A 21,067-nucleotide genomic window follows, 5' to 3' on the forward strand; every position below is an offset into this window, starting at 1 on the left:
GTATTTGTCACTTTTAATACAATCAATGATATTGCTGTTTGCTGGAAGAAGACCGTTTGTTGAACAAATATCCATTTAAATGAATGATATTCTATTTATCATTCGGGTGGTATTTTCTAATTTTGTGATGTGAAACCATTGAGAATGTTCCTTATAATGGAACTCCTTATCCTAAATTAGCATATGAAAAGCATATCTATTTTTTTGTTCTTGCTTATTACTTTGGCATCGAACGCCCAAGATAATAAAACCTCCGGACTCAACGCCCGCCAGTTTCATAAATACTGGAAAGTAGAGTCCGAATCTCCGGATTATAAAGTAACCTTTCGTGGTGATACCGCTGAAATTCTTTCTCCCAAAGGCTTAACTCTTTGGCGAAAAGAAAAGATGAGTGGCAAGGTAACCATTGAGTACGATGCGTGTGTCGTTGTTGAGGCAGAAGGCGATCGCTTGAGTGACTTGAATTGTTTTTGGATGGCTTCGGACCCTCAATACCCCGATAATATCTGGAAACGTGAGAAATGGCGTAATGGCATCTTTCTGAACTGTTATTCCCTGCAACTTTACTATATGGGATACGGTGGGAATCATAATTCTACTACACGTTTTCGCCGTTATGACGGCAACGAAGCGGCTGTTACAAATGCAAAAGCCCGTCCCGCAATCTTGAAAGAATATACAGATGCCGACCATTTGTTGGAGGCAAACAAGTGGTATCATATCAAGATAACGAATGAAAATAATAGGGTTAGTTATTATATAAATGGAGTGCGATTGGTGGATTTCCGCGATGCCGAACCCCTTACGGAAGGTTGGTTCGGCTTTCGTACCACCTTGTCCCGAACTCGTATCGCCAATTTTCATTATGAATGTTCGTCGCAGGAAACTTCTGAAATACCATTACACTGGATCGGTAATACTCCGCAGCAAAACAAAGCGGTAAGTCTGGGAGTTCCCTTCAATGAAGGAGAATTATACCCGGAGCACACTTTGCAGCTGATGACCGATAAAGGTGAAATGCTTCCGACAGATACTTGGGCATTGGCCTACTGGCCCGATGGTTCTGTGAAATGGAAAGGGATAGCCGGAGTTATTCCGAAAAATACGGAGAAACTGCTACTCAAAAAGACCGGAAAAAAGTCAAAAGAAAAAGCATCTTCAAGGACTGCCGATGATCGTAGCAATAAATTATCCCTATCTGTTGTTGAAACACCTCAAAGTATCCGCATAGAGACAGGAATTATTTCCGCTTACATCCCTCGTCAGGGAGATTTTCTGATCGACAGTCTATTCCGTGAAGGAGTGAAGGTCGGTGAAAAAGCACGCCTTGTATGTAACACTCAAAGCGAACCGGTACTTGAAAATACTTCTCAAATCGCTTTTACCAACTATACCGGAACATTGACATCGGCCACAGTAGAACGTACCGGTAAGGTGCGGACACTCGTCAAACTGGAAGGCACCCACAGAAGTGAAACCGGACGGGAGTGGCTTCCGTTCGTAGTCCGTCTCTACTTCTACGCCGGAAGTGAGCAGATCAAGATCGTACATAGCTTTGTGTACGACGGAGATCAAAATAAGGATTTTATTCGTTCCTTGGGCATTCGTATGGATGCTCCTATGCGTGAAGCCCTTTATAACCGTCATGTCGCTTTCTCCTGTGCCGATGGAGGCGTTTGGAGTGAACCGGTACAACCGCTGGCAGGACGGCGTAAACTGACACTCGGCAAAGAGGATACACTTTCTCTGCAACAGCAACAAATGGATGGCAAACGCATCCCGCCTTACGAGGCTTTTGACGGGAAGAATCGTGACCTTCTTGATAACTGGGCTTCATGGAACGATTATCGCTTGTCTCAACTCTCTGCTGATGCTTTCTCCATTCGCAAACGTGCCAATGACAATAATCCTTGGATAGGAACTTTCTCCGGCACCCGTAGCGGAGGCTATGCTTTTGTCGGTGATATTACGGGAGGTTTGGGACTCTGCCTGCATGATTTTTGGCAGTCATATCCTTCATCCCTCGAAATATCGGGTGCCAAAACTTCATCTGCAACGATCACGGCATGGTTATGGAGCCCCGAAGGAGAACCGATGGACTTACGTCACTACGATAATGTCGCTCATGATCTGAATGCCAGCTACGAAGATGTTCAGGAGGGAATGAGTACTCCTTATGGCATTGCCCGCACCACTACACTCACACTTATTCCACAGAAAGGGTATGCAGGAAAAGAAGCTTTTGCCGATGTTGCTGAATCACTCTCAGAACCGGGAATATTGCTGCCCACGCCGGACTATCTTCATGCACAGCAGGCTTTCGGCGTATGGAGCCTTCCGGACCGGAGTACTTCTTTTCGTGCGCGGGTAGAAGATCGCCTGGATGCATATATTGATTTTTATCGTAAAGCCATAGAGCAGAATAAATGGTATGGCTTTTGGAATTATGGAGATGTGATGCATGCTTATGACCCGGTCCGTCATATTTGGCGTTATGATATAGGTGGATTTGCCTGGGACAATACGGAACTGGCTTCTAATATGTGGTTGTGGTACAACTTCCTGCGTACAGGTCGTGAAGATATCTGGCGTATGGCAGAAGCTATGACCCGTCATACAGCCGAAGTGGACGTTTACCATATCGGACCGAACGCGGGATTAGGCAGCCGACATAATGTCAGCCATTGGGGATGCGGTGCCAAAGAAGCCCGGATCAGTCAGGCTGCATGGAACCGTTTCTATTATTATCTCACTACCGATGAACGTTGCGGTGACTTGATGACTGAAGTAAAGGATGCCGATCAGAAACTATATGAATTAGACCCTATGCGGCTGGCACAGCCTCGCAGTGAATATCCCTGTACGGCGCCTGCCCGACTGCGTATCGGTCCGGACTGGCTGGCGTATGCCGGAAACTGGATGACGGAGTGGGAGCGTACAGGCAACACTGTTTACCGGGATAAGATCGTAGCCGGAATGAAAAGTATAGCAGCCCTGCCCAACCGTATCTTTACGGGACCCAAAGCGCTGGGTTTCGATCCGGCAACGGGAATCATCACCAGTGAATGTGATCCCAAGCTGGAATCTTCGAATCATTTAATGACTATTATGGGTGGTTTTGAGGTAATGAACGAAATGATACGTATGATTGACCTTCCCGAATGGAAAGACGCGTGGCTGGACCATGCGGCACGTTATAAGCAAAAGGCGTGGGAATTGAATCATAGCCGTTTCCGAATATCCCGTCTGATGGCATACGCTGCTTACCACAAGCGGGATGCACTAATGGCAAAAGAAGCATGGGAGGATTTATTCACCCGACTGGAACATACACCTGCGCCTCCTTTCCGGATCACTAAACTGTTTCCACCCGAAGTTCCGGCCCCTTTGGATGAATGCGTCAGCATCAGTACAAATGATGCGGCACTTTGGAGCCTTGATGCTATCTATATGCAAGAGGTCATTCCGATGGATGAATAATAGCTAGAAGAAAGCGGTTAATGCACTGTCAGTGAAATGCATTAACCGCTTTATGAATATATCAGATGAGTCTGTCTCTTATTTCAAGTTCTGTTTCAACGGGCAATCAGCCATTTTCAGTCCATCTGCGATGCTTTTGGCATTCATGTGCGCTCCTTTCAAAGAAGTATGCGTATGGTCATTGTTATAATAATCTGCCGCTTTCTTGATACCTTTCTTTTCGAGCTTGTCAGCACTTATTTTATTCAGGTCGATAAAATAGGCTCCGGTAGCTTCGGCAGCTTCGCGTGTCCATTTGCCGAAGGAGGCAGTGTTGCGTTCTATCTTTCCGTCTTTCCACTTATTGCGTGGGGTATGGCTTAAAACGATAGGTATCGCACCCTTTTCCTGAACGTCCATGATAAACTTCCTGAGATACCAGCCGAAAGTATAAATGACTTGATATTTACCTGTTTTCTCCATTAAAAATACTTTGCTTTCTTCTCCGGAGCCGGGCAATTCGGCACGGGCTTTTCCGGTATTTATCTCTCCAGCGTCATTGTGTCCGAACTGGATAAGAACAAAGTCTCCCGGTTGGAGTGCATGATATACTTTATCCCAGCGACCTTCGTCAAGGAATGTACGGGCGCTGCGTCCTGCCATAGCACAATTCTCAACAGATATCTTATTCAGATCAAACTCATCTGCTATCACGCTGCCCCATCCCCACATACCGTTTTTATCGTTATCTTTATTTTTAACCGTACTGTCGCCGATGGTAAACAATACCGGGCGTCCTTCTTTGCGGCTCGAACCGGTAGCCTCATCCTTTTCAACAGGTTTCAGATACTTTGCCAATTCCAGCCCTTCGCAGGCGCGTATTCCGTCAGCGGCAGATTCGGCATTCACTTTGGCACCGAAAGCGCTGGTATGAATGCGGTCGATATAGAACATATATTTCACTTTATTCTTGCCGAATTTCTCAAACTTGCGGGCGCTGATATCATTCAAATCAATGAAAGGAACATTCTGTTCTTCCGCTACTTGCTTTGCCCACAAACCGAATGTTTTGTTGACACGGGTAATGATGGTGCTGTCTTTGTCTGCCCATGCATTGCGGGGAGTCAGGGAGAATAAAATCGGGTGTGCTCCTTTGGCTTTTACATCGTTGATGAAACGGCGCATATATTCGCCGTATGTGTATACGGTCTCTTGTGCTCCGGTTTCCTTGATTGTCACATTCAGACTGTCCTTGCCGATTCCCGGAATGGAGGCGCGGGCACGTCCGCTGTCATAGGGGCCGTTATCATTGTGTCCCAGTTCGATGATTACCCAGTCTCCGGCTTGCACGCCTTTGATTACATCCGGCCAGAGGCGGTTGTAGAAGGTGCGGCTGCTAGTTCCTCCCAAAGCATGATTCTCAACGGTGATTCGGTTGGAGTCGAAATAATCTCCTGCGTAATATCCCCAGCCCCATTGGCCGTTGTTGCCGTTTCCTAAAGTACCGGTGCGCATGGTAGAGTTGCCGACCAGGAATAAGACCGGATTGTTACCTTTACGGCTTGCTCCGGCAACGGGGCGTGCCGTGCGTGCTTTATTCAGACTGTCCAGTGTGTTGTCTACCACCTGATTCACATCTTTCATTGGAGAAGCAATGTTGTTTTGTGCCTGCATCTGCAAGCTGCATATGATGGCTGTGAGCCAGCATAAGCAGTGAAATACCTTGTTTTTCATTTACCTGATAAATAATGCTCTTATTTTAACTTGTAAACTTCTGTACCTGCTAATAGGAAACATCCTACACCATAATCTTCAAAATCGGGAACACTTTTGTAAGTTACCGGCTGCCCGTCTTTCGGTTCTTTGCCTGTTCCTTGTACATAGCCCAAGAAACCATTCGGATGAACTGCCTCTTTTACCATTGCATTCCATGCTTTCAGTGCAACAGGGAGATATTCTTTACGGTCGAGTAATCCGTTGCGGATTCCCCATGCCATTCCGTATACAAACAAGGCTGTGCCCGAAGTTTCTTTACCTCCGAAATTGCTTTCATCGTGGAGGCTTACGTTCCAGAAGCCGTCTGTACGCTGACATTGCTTCAAGGCTTTGCTCATGGTCAGGAAGTCATTGATATAGTCCTGACGATGTGTTTCGTCAGCGGGGATTTCATCCAATACACGCACAAGGGCTGCATATACCCAACCGTTTCCTCTGGACCAGTAGCAGTTCTTGCCGTTCGGCTCTTTGTAAGGAGGATCAAAATCCTGATCGCGCCACCATAATCCTTCTTTGGCATTGTACATACCGGCTTCTCCTTCTGTGTTGCGGGTATAGGAATACAGATCCCACATTTTGTCATAGTACTTTTGTTCGCCGGTCATCTTGCCAAACTTGGCATAAATCGGCATTGCCATTTGTATAGCGTCAATCCAGTCCCAATCATTTACTTGCGGAGTATTTACGACCATATCGATGCTGGCTTTTATATTCCGGATCATGTTAGGGTCGGAGGGACACATATTATATAGGTCAATGTAAACTTGTCCGCAGCATTGGTCATCCGCATTGCGGGTCGTGTTTCCATTACGCATTCCCCATTTGTGGAAATTCGCCCAATCGTATGTATAGCTATAATAATCTTCGCGCGGGTAAATGCTATATAAAGCTATCAGCCCTTCATAATATACTCCGCGAGTCCAGATATTGCTGGGGCGAACTCTGCCAAAAAACGAGGGTAGGGTATAATCGGCATACTTTTTCATAAAGTAGTCGTTTACTTTTACGATGGTTGCCAAAGTCTCCTTTTGTTCGGGCAACTCTTGCGCACCGGCTGAACCGGCAGACATGCTACTCAGGAGAGTTGCTGTAATAAATGAGAGGAGTAATTTCTTCATGGTATAAAAACTGTTTATAAATAAAATTAGCTACTATAATTGATTTCACGGGCAAAGATAGGGGAATCTTTTTTCCTCTTCAATGGAATATTGTCCACAAGTATTTAAATTTGTCCATAATGCCTTCGGAAAGGGAGTGCGATGGTTAAAAAGGCAATTTATACATAGATTTGTACGATATTCTATTTTATGGGTAGACCATATCCCTTACTTTTGCACGACGTTATTCTAAATATGATAAGAACACTTTGATTAATGATAAAACTATGAAATGTACAAGCATCTTTTTTAGTTTGTTGGTAATAGCGACTTTTGTAGTTGCCCAGCCAAACTATGATTTTACTAAACTGAAACGAGAACATTTAGGACGTGGCGTAATTGCCATTCGTGAGAATCCGTCAACCGTAGTCGTTTCTTGGCGCTATCTTTCTTCTGATCCGATGGACGAATCCTTTGATATATACCGGGATGGTAAAAAGGTGAATAAACATCCGCTGAAAAATGCAACTTTCTTCCAGGATTCTTATCAGGGAACAGAACCTGCACTCTATACGGTAAAAGCTATAAAAGGTAAAACAGAAAGCAATTATCAACTGCCGGCAGATGCTCCGACAGGATATTTAAATATTCCTTTGGTACGCCCCGAGGGAGGTACTACTCCGTCCGGACAAGCATACACTTATGCTCCGAATGATGCCAGTATCGGTGATGTAGACGGGGATGGTGAATATGAGATTATTCTGAAATGGGATCCGTCCAATGCACATGATAACGCTCATGACGGTTATACGGGACCGGTGATTTTTGACTGTTATAAGTTGAACGGGCAGCAGTTGTGGCGTATCAATATGGGACGCAATGTACGCGCCGGTGCACATTATACACAGTTTATGGTCTTCGATCTGGACGGTGACGGCCGTGCGGAAGTGGTAATGAAGACCGGAGACGGAACAGTGGACGGAACGGGAAAGGTGATCGGTGATGCGAATGCGGATTATCGGAATGAGCGAGGACGTATTCTGACAGGCCCGGAGTATCTGACCATCTTTAACGGACTGACCGGAGAAGCAATGCAAACGATTGATTATGTGCCCGAACGTGGCAATCTGATGGACTGGGGCGACGGACGTGCCAATCGTAGCGACCGTTATCTGGCTTGTATTGCGTATTTGGATGGAGTACATCCGAGTGTGGTGATGTGCCGTGGATATTATACACGTACTGTATTGGCTGCCTATGACTGGGATGGTAAGAATTTGAAGAACCGCTGGGTATTCGACAGTAATAATCCCGGTTGCAGAGCTTATGCCGGACAGGGAAACCATAATCTTCGTGTAGGTGATGTAGATGGTGACGGCTGCGATGAGATTGTATATGGACAATGTACGATCAATAACGATGGAACCGGACTTTATTCTACCCGCATGGGGCATGGTGATGCTATGCATCTGACTCACTTTGATCCTTCCCGTCCGGGATTGCAGGTTTGGAGTTGCCACGAGAATAGAAGAGATGGCTCAACTTTCCGGGATGCAGCTACGGGAGAAATTATTTTCCAGATAAAGAGTAATACTGATGTAGGTCGTTGTATGGCTGCTGATATTGATCCTAATCATCCCGGAGTTGAAATGTGGTCTTTAGATTCTAAAGGTGTCAGAAATGTGAAAGGGGAAGTGATTGCTTCCAGAGTCAGAGGATTGTCTACGAATATGGCTGTCTGGTGGGATGGTGATCTCTTGCGTGAGTTGCTGGATCGTAATGTAGTCAGTAAATATAATTGGGAGAAAGGACTTTGTGAACGTATCGCTGTTTTTGAAGGTGCTCTTTCTAATAACGGAACAAAGTCAACTCCTTGTCTGCAAGGAGATATTGTAGGAGACTGGCGAGAAGAAGTATTGTTACGTACAGCCGATAATACAGCTTTGAGGCTTTATGTCTCTACCATTCCTACGGACTACCGTTTCCATACTTTCCTGGAAGATCCGGTTTACCGTATCAGTATTGCGACTCAAAATGTGGCTTATAATCAGCCTACTCAGCCCGGATTCTATTTTGGTCCGGAGTTGCGTGGCACTATATTCAGAGGATGTAAAATACCTAAAAAGTAAATTATGAATTATCGTATGATGACCGTTGCTGCGTTATTGGTAGCACTACCTGCCTGTGCGCAGAAAAAGAAAGCAGTAATCAATGATTCAAATACCCCCTTGCATTTACTGCAACCTGCTTATCAGGGTACTTATGGTGATTTGACCCCCGAACAGGTTAAAAAAGACATCGATCGTGTTTTTGCGTATATAGATAAGGAGACACCGGCTCGTGTAGTGGATAAGAATACCGGTAAGGTGATTACGGATTATACTGCAATGGGGGATGAGGCGCAGCTGGAACGCGGGGCTTTTCGTCTGGCAAGTTATGAATGGGGTGTCACTTATTCCGCTCTGATAGCGGCTGCCGAAACAACAGGTGATAAGCGTTATACTGACTATGTTCAGAATCGTTTCCGCTTTTTGGCGGAAGTCGCTCCGCATTTCAAACGTGTCTATGAAGAAAAAGGGAAGACTGATTCGCAATTGTTGCAAATCCTGACTCCTCATGCGTTGGATGATGCGGGAGCCGTATGTACTGCCATGATTAAATTACGGTTGAAAGACGAGTCTCTTCCGGTTGACGGATTAATTCAGAATTACTTTGATTTTATCATCAACAAAGAATATCGTCTGGCAGACGGAACGTTTGCCCGTAATCGTCCTCAGCGGAATACTCTTTGGCTGGATGATATGTTTATGGGCATTCCGGCGGTAGCGCAGATGAGTCGTTATGATAAGGAAGCGAAGAATAAATATCTGGCAGAAGCCGTGAAGCAATTCCTGCAATTTGCAGACCGTATGTTTATCCCCGAAAAGGGATTGTACAGACACGGATGGGTGGAAAGCAGTACGGATCATCCGGCTTTTTGCTGGGCACGTGCCAATGGATGGGCGCTGCTGACAGCTTGTGAACTGCTGGATGTATTGCCGGAAGATTATCCCCAACGTCCGAAGGTGATGGATTATTTCCGTGCTCATGTGCGCGGAGTGACGGCGTTGCAAAGTGGAGAAGGATTTTGGCACCAGTTGCTCGACTGCAATGATTCTTATCTGGAAACTTCTGCAACTGCTATCTATGTATATTGTCTGGCACACGCCATTAATAAAGGTTGGATTGATGCGATAGCGTATGGTCCTGTTGCCCAGTTGGGATGGCATGCCGTCGCCGGAAAGATAAATGAAGAAGGACAGGTGGAAGGCACTTGCGTAGGCACCGGTATGGCTTTCGATCCGGCTTTCTATTATTATCGTCCGGTCAATGTATATGCGGCGCATGGATACGGACCGGTGCTTTGGGCAGGTGCGGAAATGATTCGTTTGCTCAACACCCAACATCCTCAGATGAATGACAGTGCCGTGCAATATTATCAGGAAAAGCAGAAGACGACAGCTCCTATCTTTGCGGTAGATAGTGAATAAATAAAAGATTAACTTTAAAATATAGGAACCATGAAACGAGAAGCATTCAAAATGTATCTGAAACCGGGCTATGAAGCAGAATACGAAAAAAGGCATGCCGCTATCTGGCCTGAATTAAAAGCACTGCTTTCAAAAAATGGGGTGTCGGATTATTCTATATATTGGGATAAAGAAACCAATATTCTATTTGCTTTCCAGAAAACAGAAGGAGAAGGAGGTTCGCAGGACTTGGGCAACACAGAGATTGTACAGAAATGGTGGGATTATATGGCAGATATCATGGAAGTGAATCCGGACAATTCACCGGTTTCAATACCATTGCCGGAAGTCTTTCATATGGACTAGAACCCTTAGACAGAATTGATATCAGGGGGATGTTTGATTAAAAAACAAGCATCCTCCTGATACTATTTATGGATTGTTTCTTTATTATTTCAACTATCTTGACTATTTTTGTCTGGCATTTATCATTAATCTTAGAATCTATATGACACAGAGGCGCATATTACTTTTCACATTGTTCATGACTCTTGTTTTCAATGCGGCTTACGGCGGCATTGAACTCCGTTCCAAACAAATGAGAACAAGTGACGGACTTCCGAATAACTCAGTTCGGTACCTGTATCAGGATAGCAAAGGCTTCTTGTGGTTGGCTACCCTAAATGGGTTAAGCCGCTATGATGGCAACTCTTTTCTGACTTTCCGTCCGGAAATCGGTGATAAAGTCTCTTTGGCTGATAATCGGATTTATGACCTTACCGAAGACAAAAATGGTTTTTTATGGATCTCTACAACTCCGGAATTGTTCAGTTGTTATGACTTGCAACGTGCCTGTTTTGTAGACTATACGGGGACTGGTGCGCTGGAAAAGAATTATTCGTCTATATTTGTTGCTGCTAATGGGGATGTATGGCTCAGACATTCCGGCAATGGTTGTCTCAGAATGGTCCATCAGAAAGACAGACAGATGGTGTCTACGGAATTTAAGACGGAGCGTGGAAATCTTCCGGATAACCGGGTACAGTTTGTAAATGAAGATGCCGGCGGACGAATCTGGATCGGGACACAGCGTGGCTTAGTTTCCGTATCCGACGGACAGTATAAGGTAGAAGACAGATTACTCCATTTTACTTCTTCTCTGGCATTCAAGAATGATATGTATTTTCTGACAGCGGACGGAGACATCTACTGCTATCAGACTACAAAGCAAAAACTGACAAAAGTCGGTTCGCTTTCTGCTGTTGCGGGTAAGACGTCACCTACGGGAAACTTCCTGTTGAACGATAAATGGGTCATCCTTACCAATACCGGGGTTTTTAACTATGATTTCAATACACGCAAGATCAGTGTGGACTCCGGTCTGAACATCAGAAATGGTGAAGTGATTTGTGATAATCATGGTGACTTCTGGATATATAATCATACGGGATGTGTCACTTATATTTTGGCCAAGAATGGAGCAAGAAAAGAATTTCAGTTGATACCTGAAGATAAACTGGGATACATTGATTATGAACGTTATCATATTGTCCATGATTCCCGGGGAATCATTTGGATTTCTACTTATGGTAACGGATTGCTTGCCTATGACACGACAGAGGATAAGTTAGAACATTTTCTGGCTAATATAAATGATCAGAGTCATATAAGTTCGGATTTTCTGTTATATGTGATGGAGGATCGTGCCGGAGGTATTTGGGTAAGTTCAGAGTATTCCGGTTTATCCCGTATTTCAGTTCTGAATGAAGGAACCTCGCGTATTTATCCCGAATCCCGTGAATTATTTGATCGCTCGAATACGATTCGTATGTTGACTAAAATGCCGGATGGGGATATTTGGGTCGGAACACGTAAAGGCGGATTATATACGTTTGACTCGAATCTTCATTCCAAAATGTCCAATCAGTATTTCCATTCCAATATTTATGCGATAGCAGAAGATAATCAAGGCGAAATGTGGGTGGGAACCCGTGGAAATGGATTGAAGATCGGAGATTCATGGTATCGCAATGAAGTCTCGGATCCGGCTTCGTTATCAGAAAATAATGTCTTTTCTCTTTTTCGTGACCGGAAAGACCGTATGTGGATAGGTACCTTTGGCGGTGGGCTTGAACTGGCAGAACCGACGACTGATGGCAAGTATAAATTCCGTCATTTTTTACAGCAGAAGTTTGGTCTGCGTATGGTGCGAGTAATAGAAGAAGACGATAATGGAATGATCTGGGTGGGCACCAGTGAGGGTGTGTGCATCTTTCATCCGGATTCATTGATAGCTGACAGTGACGATTATCATCTGTTCAATTATACAAACGGTACATTTTGCAGCAATGAAATCAGATGTATCTACCGTGATACGAAAGGACGTATGTGGGTGGGGACATCTGGCTCCGGCTTGAATCTTTGTGAGCCGGAAGATAATTACCGTTCATTGAAATATGAACATTACGGAACCTCTGAAGGATTGGTTAATGATGTGATTCAATCAATTTTGGGGGACAATAACGGAAACTTATGGGTAGCTACGGAATATGGTATTTCTAAGTTTAACCCGACTAATCATTCTTTTGAAAATTATTTCTTTTCTTCCTATACTTTGGGTAATGTTTATAGTGAGAATAGTGCTTGTGTGGGAGTAGATGGAAAATTGCTTTTCGGCACAAATTACGGTCTGCTTGTCATTGATCCTGATAAAATTCAGGATAGCGAAACTTTTTCTCCGGTGGTCTTTACAGATTTGCATGTGAATGGTACCCAGATAAATCCTACTATGGGGGATTCTCCATTGAAACAATCGCTTGCTTATTCGGATGAAATTACTTTGAAGTATTTTCAGAATTCATTCTTGATAGATTTCTCTACTTTTGACTATTCGGACAGCGGACGTACAAAGTATATGTACTGGCTGGAAAACTATGATAAGGGATGGAGCACACCTTCTCCGTTGAATTTTGCTTCTTTTAAATATTTGAACCCAGGTACTTATGTACTTCATGTGAAGTCATGTAATGGAGCAGGTGTTTGGAATGAAAGTGAAACAACCTTGAAGATTGTCATTGTGCCTCCTTTCTGGAAGACGAACTGGGCTATGTTGGGATATGTGCTGCTGCTGATTGTAACTTTATATTTTACTTTCCGTATTGTGCGTAACTTTAACAGTCTGCGTAATCGTATTAATGTGGAAAAACAGTTGACGGAATATAAGCTGGTTTTCTTTACTAATATTTCCCATGAATTTCGTACTCCGTTAACTTTGATTCAAGGAGCGTTGGAAAAGATTCAACGGGTTGCTGATATTCCCCGTGATCTGATACACCCGCTCAAAACGATGGATAAAAGTACTCAGCGAATGTTGAGGCTGATCAATCAGTTATTGGAGTTCCGCAAGATGCAGAATAATAAGTTGGCGCTCTCTTTGGAAGAAACGGATGTGATTGCTTTCCTTTATGAAATCTTCCTGAGTTTCGGTGATGTAGCGGAGCAAAAGAATATGAATTTCCGTTTTATTCCGTCTATACCGTCTTACAAGATGTTTCTTGATAAGGGTAATCTGGATAAAGTGACTTATAACCTGTTGTCTAACGCTTTTAAATATACCCCTTCGAACGGTACGATTATACTTTCTGTTACGGTAGATGAAGTGAAGAAGACATTGCAGATTCAAGTAGCAGATACAGGTGTTGGTATTCCAAAAGAGAAGCAAAATGAGTTGTTCAAGAGATTTATGCAGAGTAGTTTTTCCGGTGATAGTATCGGAGTTGGTTTGCATCTGAGTTATGAATTGGTACAGGTGCATAAAGGTACGATTGAATATAAAGACAATGACGGCGGAGGTTCTGTCTTTACCGTTTGTATCCCGACGGACAAAAGTGTTTATTCGGAGAAAGATTTCCTTATTCCCGGTAATGTCTTGTTGAAAGAGGCAGGCGGGCAGGCACATCATTTACTGGAACTTTCGGAAGAACTACCGGAACCGGAGAAAATAGCAGAGCCTTTGAATAAGCGTAAAGTATTGATTATAGAAGATGATAATGATATCCGTGAATTTTTGAAAGAAGAAGTAGGAGTTTATTTTGAAGTTGAAGTAGCTGCTGACGGAACTTCCGGATTTGAGAAGGCTCGTACCTATGATGCTGATTTGATTATTTGTGACGTACTGATGCCCGGAATGACCGGATTTGAAGTGACAAAGAAATTGAAATCTGATTTTGCGACAAGTCATATCCCGATTATCTTGCTGACAGCATTGAATTCTCCGGAAAAACATCTGGAAGGAATTGAAGCCGGTGCTGATGCCTATATTGCGAAGCCGTTCAGTATAAAACTTCTGTTGGCACGCGTATTCCGCTTGATAGAACAGCGTGATAAGTTGCGGGAGAAATTCTCCAGTGAGCCGGGAATTGTTCGTGCTGCCGTATGCTCTACTGACCGTGATAAGGAATTTGCCGACCGATTGGCTGTTGTACTGGAACAGAATCTTTCTCGTCCGGAATTCTCTATTGATGAGTTTGCTCAATTGATGAAATTAGGACGAACGGTATTTTATAGAAAACTGCGCGGAGTGACGGGGTATTCTCCCAATGAATATTTGCGGGTTGTACGAATGAAAAAAGCGGCTGAGTTGTTATTGTCTGGTGAGAATCTGACTGTTGCGGAAGTTGCTTACAAGGTTGGCATCAGCGATCCGTTCTATTTTAGTAAGTGCTTTAAGACTCAGTTTGGGGTAGCACCGTCCGTATATCAACGCGGTGAAATGAAAGAACAGGGAGAAAATGAGACGGCAGAAGCTTGAGTAACCAAGCTTTCTAAATGGTAGTTTAAATCTTCTCTGTAGTGCCCGATGTGAATGATCGACCTTGTATTTGTGTACAATAGTCTATGGTCGAATAGTAAAAGTACCCTTATTTTTGCAGGAGAATATTACTATAAAATTAAAGGATCATTGATCATGAGAACACTCTTTTTTATCTTGTTTTTTGTATTAGGCTTTTGTTATATTCAGGCGAGAGGGCAGAAGCCTGCACATGTTATAATAACAGCTGGTCAGTCAAACACGGATGGACGAGTACCTAACAATCGTTTACCGGATTATATAAAGGCAATGGCTGTGGATAGTACGTATACTGCGGGAGCCTACAAATATTGCCATATTGCCCATAATCGTACAGATGGTATGTTTGTTCCATTTTGGCCATTGAGTCATCCTAAAAGTAAGCCTTATACTTGGGGATATGATGCGATTGCTTATTATTGGTTGGAACAGTTGTTTCAGGAAGATTTTTATGTTATCAAGTGGGCTATCGGTGGCACTGCCATAGCTGCTCCTGTTACTACTCCTTTTCGGGGAACTTACTGGTCTGCCGACCCGAAATGGTTGGCAGAGAATACAGCTACCAGTGAGAAAGGAAAATCTTTATTACTTTCTTTGATTGCCAATATTGATGCGAGTATTGATCAGACACTTTCCAAACTAAAGCAAGGTTATCAGATTGATGCTTTCGTTTGGCATCAGGGAGAAAGTGATTATGAGCACGGAAAAGAATATTATCAGAATCTGAAAGGAGTAGTTTCCTATGTGCGTAACCACCTGACAGAGAAAACCGGAAAAGATTACTCTGAACTTCCATTTATATTTGGTACCGTATCCAGGAAAAACAAGAGGTATAATAGTGATGTTGAGGAAGGAATGCGTCGCTATGCAAAAGAAGATAAGAACGCTTATCTGATTGATATGTCGGAAGCGGAACTACTGGGAGATAAACTTCATTTTAATCAGGTTTCTGCCGAGTCTATGGGTAAACAGGTATATGAACAAATTAAAAAGACTCTTTCGGATGATCCTCATGTATATGTCGCCAAATATAAAGGAGACAGAGCTTGTGCTATCAGTTATACATTTGATGATGGGTTGGCAGAACATTCAACTGTAGCTGCCCCTGAGTTGGAGAAACGTGGTTTTAGAGGTACTTTCTGGGTATGCGGCTATTATACGGAACAAGGTGCATCTGCAAAGGTACCTCGAATGACTTGGGATGAGTTGCGTGAAATGTCAAAGAAAGGACATGAGGTTTCCAGCCATAGCTGGGCACATAAGAATGCCAAACGATTGACTATAGAGCAAGTTAAATCGGAGATAGAAAAGAATGATAGTGCTATTTATGCTAATATTGGCATTGTACCTCGTACCTATTGTTACCCATATAATTATAAGACAGAAGAAATAGTCAGTATGGCTTCTAAAGGCAGGGTCGCTACACGTACTAAACAAATTTCAATCGGAGGAAAGTCAACTCCCGAACGGTTTGACAAATGGTTGAAGGATTTGATGAAAGCGGAAGATTGGGGAGTAGGTATGACGCACGGCATTAATTATGGATATGATGCTTTCAAATCGCCTTCTTTATTTTGGGAACATTTGGATAAAGTGAAAAGTATGGAAGATCAGATTTGGGTAGGTACCTTCTGTGAAGTGGCATCTTATATCAAAGAAAGGGAGGAGATACAATTGAAAGTCTCTAATAAAAAGAATGGTATGACAATTACTCCCAAGTTGAAATTAGATAGAAAACTGTTTGCTGAGCCATTGACGATGGTGATTCAAGGGGAAACTATGAATGGAATTCTGGTGAAGCAAGGCAGGAAAGAATTACCTGTGTATATAAATGGGAATAAAGTTATGTTTGACTTTAATCCTTATGGAGGAACTATTAAAATTCATTTTAATTAGGGGTGTGTACGAATAAAGTTTAACCTGATAATAAAATCAATAAAATAATGAAAACAAATTATCTATGTGGCCTCTTCCTTTTATGTGTGCTAGTATGGGGAAGATCGGAAGCACACGCTGAGAAACCGCTGAAGACTCTGGATCTGTATCTTTGCATTGGACAGTCGAATATGGCAGGGAGAGGGAAATTATCACCGGAAGTGATGGATACTCTACAAAATGTATACCTGCTGAATGCAGATGATCAGTTCGAACCCGCAGTGAATCCCTTGAACCGCTATTCTACGATAGGAAAAGGACTTAGCTGGCAACAAGTAGGACCTGCATATGGATTTGCCAAGACGATGGCTACTAAAAAACATCCGGTAGGCTTAATCGTCAATGCACGGGGAGGATCTTCGATTCGTTCATGGGTTAAGAATGCCAAACAGTCCGGCGGATATTATGATGAAGCAATACGACGTGCAAAAGAAGCAATGAAGTATGGTACATTGAAAGCAATTATCTGGCATCAGGGAGAAGCCGATTGTCATCATCCGGAAGCATATAAAGAGAAGATTATTCAGCTGATGACAGACTTACGTAATGACCTGGGAATGCCTGATTTACCAGTTGTCGTAGGACAAATAGCACAATGGAACTGGACAAAGAAACCTTATATTCCCGAAGGTACAAAACCCTTTAATGACATGATAAAAGAGATCTCCACTTTTTTGCCCCATAGTGCTTGTGTGTCTTCCGAAGGACTTACTCCGTTGAAGGATGAAACGGATCCTCATTTTGATGCAGCAAGCCAGATTACTTTAGGCAAACGCTATGCTAAAGAAGTTAAGAAACTAATAAAGAAATAGCTGGTAGTTTCAGACTACACTCATTTCTGTTTAAACATATACATAGGAAATATTTATCCATTGTTATTGTCACTTGTCACTTTTCTGATTTAAGTGTTTTATAATAAAGAAGATAGGGGTGACAATAGAGGGTGATAATAAGGTGACAATAGAATGTATCTTCCATTCTTATTGTCACCTCTCCTTGATGAATCTTTTATTTAAAGTATTGATTATCAGTTAATAGATAATCAGCTTGAGGATTTCGCCTGCATGTGTTAAAAACATCATTTTGGGCGTCAATGTACGCTGTTTACACCTTAATGTTTCCAAGGTATGCTGCTTACATTAAGAACAAAGCCCGGTAACCTTAATATGCAAGCAAGGTTTGATTAATCTGTTAAGTCGGTTTTATGTCTTCGTTCCATGTTCATGAACCGTTCGGCTCACGTACGTAAACCCAATGGCTCATGTACGTAGACTGATGGGACCACGTACATGAAACAATCTATTGTTACTGACCGGATACATTAATCTAGCCTGCATAATAGCTTACTGAACGGTTCATTGACGGTTGTTTCTCCGTACTAATCTTTTGTTCCTATGGGGCAATATGGTTTTTGTGACACCTTCTTTTACATATCTCCTTTATGGTGGGAGAAAATGTTTTATTCTATTTGATTGCTTCCAGAAACTCTATTTCAATAATTCTCAGATTAGCATTATTCTTGTTCGCTTTTGCTTCGAGTTCCATATCATTTGCTGCTTTTGCCGCAACTTCAGTGATCTGTCCGAAAGCATCCTGATCGCTGGTATTACCTTTCAGACGGATGGTAATTTGTTTGGAACGTACCGGCTTTTCCACATTAAGATGAACATACCCCAGGCTTTTATTCGTATCTCCACTCCAGATCATAGTATTGCCGGCAAACACTTCCAAAGGATAACTGCGTGAACGCCATCCATTCAATTTGATACAGATATCATCTATTGCAGCTTCTTTTTCGAGCGTATATGTAATCCATGCGGTGCTGAGCTTGCCGTCATTCATCCATTCGCTTCTTTCATTATCGTCGAAGCTTTGGTTTACAGTCTCATTGTTGGCTCCGGCTTTGGCGGATACAATACGTATATCACGTTTTGTGTCTTTGTAAGATGGGGTAAGGGGAGTCTTTCCTTTATCCAGATTACCTTTCAGAGTCATCTGAGGCAAATAAGTACTCAATCCGTTGCTAACTTTGACGGGAAGGGTTTCTAATGTAATTGTAGCGCTGGGGAGCCCTTCTGCCTTAGCGGTCAGAGTGATCTTGCCGGCTTGGGTAGTGCTGCGGATAAGAGCACGGTTAATACCACATTCCACAGGGAGACTGGTATTAAGAATATAATTGTCTTTTCCTTGTGCGATGCCTCCGCGCCATTCGGCATTCCCTTTCAGGTCGAATTGAATGGTACGGTTGTCAAGCGGACAGCGTTTTCCATCTTTATCTACCACTTCTACCTGTATTAATGCCAGGTCAGCTCCGTCCGCATGGAATCCTTCCGGATTTTGTATCGTTGTCAGTTTCAGTCCGGCAGGTTCACCAACGGTACTTACTGCGTAGCGGCTTATTTCCTTACCGGCCTTGTTGTAGCTGACAGCTTCCAGTTTACCGGCTTTAAAAGCCACATTGTCAAAAGTGAACAGGAAATTGTATTCGCGTTTGCCTTTTCCTAGTGACTGACTGTTCAGGAACAGTTCCACTTCTTCACCTGTAGAAACGACATAGACCGGTTTTACTGTATTTGCGGGATAGTTCCAATGACCGATGATATAGGTATTGTCTTCTTCTGTATCTACCCATCCGTTCCACATGACCTGATGTGCAAAGAAAGCATCTTTTTCGATGCGCATAGGGTCCGTTACTCCACTTCTGCGATAGTTTTCTTCACCACGGTGGTGTGTGTTGGTATCCGAGAAAATGATTTTGGCCCCTCCGGAACTGACTCTGCGACCTGTCCCTGGACGCTCACGCCAATAATCATACCAACAGCGGATCATTGCTATCGCCAGCATGTCCTGATTGTGATTGTAGTCTGTTGCAGGTTGGTTACGATGTAACGGTCCGTCTCCTTCTTTGTGGAAAGGATAGCTGTATTCATCCCAATATTTTCTCAAACCTTCATCACGACAATATTCTGTAGCCCACATCGGGTGATGTTCACTCTTGTTGATATAAAGCATTTCTCCGCCATATTCGGCTTCACGGATGTCCAGCATCTCACGAGAGCCGATAGCACGTCCGCCAAAAGGATCGTATTGATCACGGATAGCTTTCATTTCTATCATGTGCTCTCTGCTGATACCTTTGTTTCCACATTCATAAAATAAGATACTTGGATTATTACGGTTGTAGATAATCGCATCGCGCATTAGTTCTGTACGCTGATCCCATTGGCGTCCTGTACGGTCTTTCTCGGAATCTCCTGCCGGCATTGCTTGAATCAGGCCTACACGGTCGCAGGACTCTACGTCTTGTTTCCATGGGGTAACATGCATCCAGCGTACCAGATTACCATTGCCTTTTACTACCAGGCCATTGGAGTAGTCACTAAGCCATGCCGGAACGGACAGGCCTACCGCCGGCCATTCATTACTGGTGCGCTGTGCATATCCTTTCATCTGGATCACACGATCATTCAACCATATTTTGCCTTCTGCAAATCGTGTCTTGCGAAAACCTGTACGAGTACTTACTTCATCAAAGACTTGATTCTTATTGTCTTTTAGAATCGTCTGGACAGTATAAAGATACCCATATCCCCAACTCCAGAAATGGAGATTATTTACTTTGGAAGCAGCTTTCACTACCCTTGTTTCGCCACCTTGTAAGGTTACTTTCTCACCTTCGAAGCTTTTCACCTGTTTGCCGTCAGCATCCAGCAAGACCACCTGGTAGCTAAATTGGCGTGGTTCACGACTGTCGTTTTTTACTTCCGATTCTGCATGGATGGTGGCAGTGCGTCCTTTTACGTCGATGTCTTTAGCATAAATATAAACTCCGGTAGTTTTCAGATTACTGTATAAAGGAAGAGTCTGATACACTTCATCTGTAACGTACAAGAATACATTCTTGGGCAGACCACCGTAGTTTGCGTTGAAGTTACGGTCGTTCCACTGGAACTTGGAGTTAGTACTTTTTTCGCGATACATCCAGTCATTGTCCGTACGTACTGCCAGTACATTGTCACCTTCTTTAATATAAGGTGTCAGGTCGAAGCCTGCCGCCATTACTCCGTTTTCGTGCTTTCCCAGATATTGTCCGTTCAAATAGAAGTCACCGGCTTGGCGCACTCCTTCAAATTCGATGAATACTTTTTGTTTTTTACCGGAAGCCGGAATCCGAAAGTGTTTCCGATACCATACCACTGTGTCCGTCAGCTGTTCGATGGACACTTTGAAGGCTTCATCTTCATTAAAGGCATGCGGTAAAGTGACCGCTTTCCACCGGCTATCGTCGAATTGAGATTGTTTAGCTTCGGGAAAGTCTCCGATTTGCAGACGCCATTCACTGTTGAAATTGTATTTTTTGCGTTCGAAAGCGTGACTATCAACAATAGCCAGCACTGCAAACAGAAATACAAATAGAAAGAGTTTGTTTCTCATGATTTCTT

General features: G+C 43.3%; 10 protein-coding genes. 7 read left to right on the top strand and 3 right to left on the bottom strand.

Annotated features, from left to right (window positions below):
- The first annotated feature begins 183 nt into the window (after nucleotides 1-183).
- Nucleotides 184-3,480, top strand: a complete 3,297-nt coding sequence (locus KTR07_RS14465; protein ID WP_117981122.1) for a DUF6250 domain-containing protein — start codon at nucleotides 184-186, stop codon at nucleotides 3,478-3,480.
- Between the two features lie 78 nt (nucleotides 3,481-3,558).
- On the opposite strand, the gene KTR07_RS14470 is transcribed toward KTR07_RS14465, so the two are convergent.
- Nucleotides 3,559-5,193 (bottom strand): rhamnogalacturonan acetylesterase, encoded by a 1,635-nt coding sequence (locus KTR07_RS14470; RefSeq protein WP_181981924.1) that lies wholly within the window; start codon nucleotides 5,191-5,193, stop codon nucleotides 3,559-3,561.
- A 20-nt stretch (nucleotides 5,194-5,213) separates the two neighbouring features.
- Nucleotides 5,214-6,353, bottom strand: coding sequence for a glycoside hydrolase family 88 protein (locus tag KTR07_RS14475; RefSeq protein ID WP_008759848.1), 1,140 nt, complete (start codon nucleotides 6,351-6,353; stop codon nucleotides 5,214-5,216).
- A 266-nt stretch (nucleotides 6,354-6,619) separates the two neighbouring features.
- On the opposite strand from KTR07_RS14475, the gene KTR07_RS14480 reads away from it, so the two are divergent.
- The 6 genes from KTR07_RS14480 (at nucleotide 6,620) to KTR07_RS14505 (ending at nucleotide 17,437) form a co-directional block, all read left to right on the top strand.
- Nucleotides 6,620-8,461, top strand: coding sequence for a rhamnogalacturonan lyase (locus KTR07_RS14480; protein WP_008764392.1), 1,842 nt, complete (start codon nucleotides 6,620-6,622; stop codon nucleotides 8,459-8,461).
- A 3-nt stretch (nucleotides 8,462-8,464) separates the two neighbouring features.
- Nucleotides 8,465-9,862 carry a glycoside hydrolase family 105 protein gene (locus KTR07_RS14485; RefSeq protein WP_011109152.1) on the top strand — a complete coding sequence of 466 codons (1,398 nt, stop codon included), beginning with the start codon at nucleotides 8,465-8,467 and terminating at the stop codon, nucleotides 9,860-9,862.
- Between the two features lie 30 nt (nucleotides 9,863-9,892).
- Nucleotides 9,893-10,207 (top strand): L-rhamnose mutarotase, encoded by a 315-nt coding sequence (rhaM, locus tag KTR07_RS14490; protein WP_008759851.1) that lies wholly within the window; start codon nucleotides 9,893-9,895, stop codon nucleotides 10,205-10,207.
- 142 nt (nucleotides 10,208-10,349) lie between these two features.
- Nucleotides 10,350-14,651, top strand: coding sequence for a two-component regulator propeller domain-containing protein (locus KTR07_RS14495; protein WP_217315449.1), 4,302 nt, complete (start codon nucleotides 10,350-10,352; stop codon nucleotides 14,649-14,651).
- A gap of 156 nt (nucleotides 14,652-14,807) precedes the next feature.
- Nucleotides 14,808-16,586: a polysaccharide deacetylase family protein gene (locus tag KTR07_RS14500; protein ID WP_062695974.1), complete on the top strand. Its 1,779-nt coding sequence runs from the start codon at nucleotides 14,808-14,810 to the stop codon at nucleotides 16,584-16,586.
- A gap of 44 nt (nucleotides 16,587-16,630) precedes the next feature.
- Nucleotides 16,631-17,437 carry a sialate O-acetylesterase gene (locus KTR07_RS14505; protein ID WP_370448178.1) on the top strand — a complete coding sequence of 269 codons (807 nt, stop codon included), beginning with the start codon at nucleotides 16,631-16,633 and terminating at the stop codon, nucleotides 17,435-17,437.
- A gap of 652 nt (nucleotides 17,438-18,089) precedes the next feature.
- Here the strand turns inward: KTR07_RS14505 and KTR07_RS14510 are convergent.
- Nucleotides 18,090-21,059: a sugar-binding domain-containing protein gene (locus tag KTR07_RS14510; protein WP_011109155.1), complete on the bottom strand. Its 2,970-nt coding sequence runs from the start codon at nucleotides 21,057-21,059 to the stop codon at nucleotides 18,090-18,092.
- Nucleotides 21,060-21,067: the final 8 nt, after the last annotated feature.

It is taken from the genome of Bacteroides sp. MSK.20.82, from assembly GCF_019052485.1.
GTDB lineage: Bacteria > Bacteroidota > Bacteroidia > Bacteroidales > Bacteroidaceae > Bacteroides > Bacteroides thetaiotaomicron.